The organism is Bradyrhizobium sp., from assembly GCF_049581145.1.
Lineage (GTDB): Bacteria > Pseudomonadota > Alphaproteobacteria > Rhizobiales > Xanthobacteraceae > Bradyrhizobium.
In genome coordinates this window covers 1-4088 of record NZ_JBAURI010000133.1, presented here as the reverse complement: position 1 = coordinate 4088, position 4088 = coordinate 1, and the positions used below count along the sequence as shown (strand labels likewise).

Here is a 4088-nt window from a genome sequence, read left to right as displayed (position 1 = left end):
CATATTTACTCTGCGGACTCAACGTCTCATCGGCCGCCATCGACGTCAGGTTCAACCTGACGTCCTTGGCGAAATCCGGAATCTGCTCCTTCAGAGCGTCGATCGACATGGCGCCTCAGGCAACCTTGAGCGTTTCGCCGCCGACTTCGCGATTGCAGGGGCAGAGTTCATCGGTCTGCAGCGCATCGAGCACGCGCAGCGTATCCTTCGGGCTGCGGCCAACATTGAGGTTGGTCGCGTAGACGTGCTGGATGACGTTGTCCGGATCGACGATGAAGGTGTATCGATAGGCGACGCCGTCGGGCGAACGCACGCCGAGGCCATCGACCAGCGCGCCCTTGGTATCGGCGAACTGCCAGATCGGCAGATGATGCAGATCCTTGTGATCGCGCCGCCACGCCAGTTTGCAGAATTCGTTATCAGTGGAGCCGCCCAGTACGACGGCGTCGCGATCGGCGAAATCCTTTGAAAGCCGGGCAAATTCGGCGATCTCGGTCGGGCAGACGAAGGTGAAATCCTTAGGGTAAAAGAAGATGATCTTCCACTTTCCCGGAAAGCTCGCTTCGGTCAGCGTTTCGAACGCGCTCTGGCCCTTTTCTTCCTGAACGTGGAAACCCGGCTTCACTCCGACGATTTCGAACGACGGCAACTTACTTCCAATTCCAAGCATTGATAACCTCGTGAGAGTTTAGATCGCTCCAGTAGCGAGTCATTCCTGATTAAGCAAGCGACATGCCATCAGGTACCGGGGTGGCACGATTGTCGCAAATGCGACAATCAGTATGCATACAATTATGCAATTTGACATGAGGTTTTTCGTGCCGTTGCATTGAGTGCAGATCACCTATTCGACTAAACTAGCGGTTCGCAACAATCCGCACATAACCATAGAGGATATGACAAAATGAAACTCAGCGCTCGCAATGTCCTGCCCGGCCGGGTGATCGCGGTCACAAAAGGGTCAACCACCGCACATGTAAAGGTCGAGCTGGCGCCCGGCCTGACGGTGTTTTCCGCGATCACCAACGAGGCAGTCGAAGAACTCGCCCTGAAGGTCGGCGATAGCGTATCGGCCGTGATCAAATCGTCGGATGTAATGATCGGCAAATAGTCGGCGGACGGTCGGTCGCTTCGGCGGGCACTATTTCGCGCATGCGTGCCATGCGCGAAGACAGCTCTTCCCACCATCCCTCGACGACATCGCGGGCGCACAACAATGTTGTGCCATGACCGCCGGTAAAGGTGTTCCAGGCGTCGAGGCATTTTTCCGGAACGGCGGTCAACACCGGGACGCCGGCCATGATTGCTGCGGCGAATTCGTCGCGCAGGCCCTGGCCCAGGGCTTCCTGCTTGGAGAATTTATTGATCACGATCAGCGCCACGTCGTTGTTGACGGCGCGGCTCACGGCCATGGCGGCTTCGGCCAGACCACCTGCATCCAGCTTGCATGCCATGGCGCCACTCCCGAGCGCCTGGCAGATCGAAATCGAATTCTCGCTCACGAGATCGAGCACTTCCATGCCGATCTTCTTGCCGGTGGCGTCCCTGAGATTGCGCTGAACGATGCCGCCAACGGGCGTGCCGTTCCGGGCAAGATCAAAGGCAAACTCGGCAAGCAGCGCGTCGACGTCGTCGTCCGGGCGGTAGATGATGGCCGCGATGCGATTGGGATCGAGCTCGGCGAAATCCGGTTCCATGGCGATCACCTCCGCTGCCTCAAAGTGTCTCGTCCTCTCGGAGCAGTCTGCGTGCCGCGTTTGGCCTGTCGTCCGGTCGACCGCGTTGCATGGCCCTTCTGTTTCGACTGGGGAGATCGCCCGACGACCGGGCATAGGCACCAGCGAAACGCCCTTGATCTGGGCGAAGATCGTCATTCCATCGGCGAGATCGAGCAAGTCCCAGGACCGCTGCGTGATGCGCGTCAGGATCGGTGCGCCGGAGCCGGCCTGGCTCGAGTCTTGGCTGAAGTTCTTGCTCAAATCCTGGCCCAAGGCGAGGACCACGGTGACCTCGCCCGATCCGAGCGGGGAATGCGAGACGATGCGGGCCGGCAGGATGTTGAGGATCGAACTTGCGAGCGCAGGCTTCCGCGCCAGGCTGACGTCGCTTGCCGCGATCCGCAATCGCTGGCGGGTGCCGGGATCGGCCGCCGGCGCCGGGACCAGCAATCGTCCGCCGTCGATACGCAGCGTCAGCAGACCGTAATGCGCATCATGGTGTTCGACGATGCCGTCGAGGCTGACCGCGGCCTCCCGGGTCGCGGCGAGCGGCAGCGCGGGATCGCTCTGCAGCAGGCGAAGCGGGCCGGCGCCGAGCACCCTGCCGCGCTCCATCAGCACAAGGTGATCGGCGAACCGTTCGATCTCCGTCATGTCATGGCTGATGTAGAGAACGGGCAAGGAGAGCTGGTCGTGCAGCCGCTCGAGAAAGGGCAGGATCTCGTTCTTGGTCGCACGGTCGAGTGCTGCGAGCGGCTCGTCCATCAGCAACAGCTTCGGCTGCGACAGCAGGGCGCGGCCGATCGCGACGCGCTGCCGCTCGCCACCGGACAAATGATGCTGCGACCTGTCGAGAAGACCGCCGAGGCCGAGCAATTCCACGACCTCTTCAAATCCGATCGGCGCCCCCGTGAGCCGCGGTGCTCCATAAAGCAGGTTGCGCCTGACCGACAGATGCGGGAACAGGCTGGCTTCCTGGAAGACGTAGCCGATCGGCCGCTGATGCGGCTGTCGGAAGCTGGCCCCGTCCTGCCAGATCTCGCCGTCGATCGCGCAGAAGCCGCCGGCGAGATAGTGCAGGCCGGCGATGCACCGCGCCACGGTGGTCTTGCCGCAGCCGGATGGGCCGAAGATCGCGGTGACGCCGGCGGCGGGGACGCGGAAATCGGCATCGAGCGAGAACGATCCAAGCTGGCCGCGAAACGCGATGTCCAAATGGCCTTTCTCGCTGGTCCTCATCTTATCGTCCGGACGCTGCGCTTATCGATCAGCGTCATGGTCAGGATCACGGCAAACGCGAAGATGACCATACTACCTGCAAGCAGGCTGGCCTCGCGCCATTGCGACTGCTCAACATAGTCGAAAATCGCGACCGAGAGAACCCGGGTGCGGCCCGGGATGTTGCCGCCGATCATCAGAACGAGGCCGAATTCGCCAACCGTGTGGGCGAATCCGAGGATCGCGCCGGTCAGGAGTCCGGGGCGTGCCAACGGCACCGCCACGGTCCAGAACGCGCGCCGGGGCGAGGCGCGTAGCGTCGCGGCCACTTCCAGCGGCCGGTTGCCCATCGCGGCGAAGGCATTACGGATCGGCTGAACCACGAACGGCATCGAGTACAGCACCGATCCGACGATCAATCCCTCGAAGGTGAAGGCGAGCGTGCGCCCGCCCCAGAGGCTTGCGATCCAGCCGCCCGGTCCGTCAGGGCCGAGCAATACCAGGAGATAGAAGCCGAGCACCGTCGGCGGCAGCACCAGCGGCAGCGCGACGATCGCGGCGATGGCTTCCGTCCACCACGCCGTGGAGCGCGCGAGCCACCAGGCCAGCGGGGTCCCGATGATCAGAAGCGTCACCGTCGTCACCGACGCGAGTTCGATGGTCAAGCCGATCGACTGCCAGATCTCGGGAGAGAACACGTCCATCCGGTTCAGCTTTGTCCCTCGATGACGTAACCATATTTCTTGATGATGGCGCGCGCCTCCGGCCCTTTGAGGAATTCGATGAACCCGCTTGCGGCCTCATTGCTGGCGCCGCTCTTCAGCAGCACCGCACCTTGACGGATCGGCGAATAGAGCTCCTGTGGCACCATCCAGCGTGAACCCTTGTCGGATCCGGTCAACTGCGACAACGCGACAAAGCCAAGCTCGGCATTGCCGGTTTCGACGAACTGATAGGCCTGTGTGATGGTCGCGCCTTCGACCAGCTTCGGCTGCAGCGTTTCATAGACTTTCAGCGCTTTCATGGCTTCGACCGCCGCCGCACCATAGGGCGCCGCGGTGGGATTGCAGATCGACAGCTTCGCGAAGGCCGCCGTGCGCAGCGTGGCCTCGCCCTTCACAAGATCGGGAGTCCTGCTCCACAGCACCAGCT

General features: G+C 62.1%; 5 protein-coding genes and 2 pseudogenes. 1 reads left to right on the top strand and 6 read right to left on the bottom strand.

Going from position 1 to position 4088, the window contains the following annotated elements; genetic code table 11:
- Both WCB02_RS04415 and WCB02_RS04410 read right to left on the bottom strand, forming a co-directional pair.
- Positions 1 to 109: pseudogene (locus WCB02_RS04415) on the bottom strand (alkyl hydroperoxide reductase); the annotation flags it as partial.
- A gap of 6 nt (positions 110 to 115) precedes the next feature.
- Entirely contained in the window at positions 116 to 670 is a 555-nt protein-coding gene (locus WCB02_RS04410; protein ID WP_423956620.1) for a peroxiredoxin, read from the bottom strand.
- Positions 671 to 904: 234 nt separating this feature from the next.
- Between WCB02_RS04410 and WCB02_RS04405 the strand changes: the two genes are divergently transcribed.
- Positions 905 to 1111 (top strand): TOBE domain-containing protein, encoded by a 207-nt coding sequence (locus WCB02_RS04405; RefSeq protein WP_423956619.1) that lies wholly within the window; start codon positions 905 to 907, stop codon positions 1109 to 1111.
- Here WCB02_RS04405 and WCB02_RS04400 read toward each other — a convergent pair.
- From WCB02_RS04400 to modA, 4 genes and pseudogenes are all read right to left on the bottom strand, one after another.
- On the bottom strand, positions 1080 to 1697 hold the full coding sequence (locus WCB02_RS04400; RefSeq protein ID WP_423956621.1) for a DUF2478 domain-containing protein: 618 nt from the start codon (positions 1695 to 1697) through the stop codon (positions 1080 to 1082). The two genes, WCB02_RS04405 and WCB02_RS04400, sit on opposite strands and share 32 nt — an antisense overlap.
- A 135-nt stretch (positions 1698 to 1832) precedes the next feature.
- Positions 1833 to 2957, bottom strand: a pseudogene (gene modC, locus WCB02_RS04395) (molybdenum ABC transporter ATP-binding protein); the annotation flags it as partial.
- Positions 2954 to 3640 carry a molybdate ABC transporter permease subunit gene (modB, locus tag WCB02_RS04390; RefSeq protein ID WP_423956618.1) on the bottom strand — a complete coding sequence of 229 codons (687 nt, stop codon included), beginning with the start codon at positions 3638 to 3640 and terminating at the stop codon, positions 2954 to 2956. The pseudogene modC and the gene modB, both read right to left, overlap by 4 nt.
- Before the next feature lie 5 nt (positions 3641 to 3645).
- Positions 3646 to 4088: molybdate ABC transporter substrate-binding protein (gene modA, locus WCB02_RS04385; RefSeq protein WP_423956617.1), on the bottom strand; the 443-nt coding region annotated here is incomplete at its 5' end.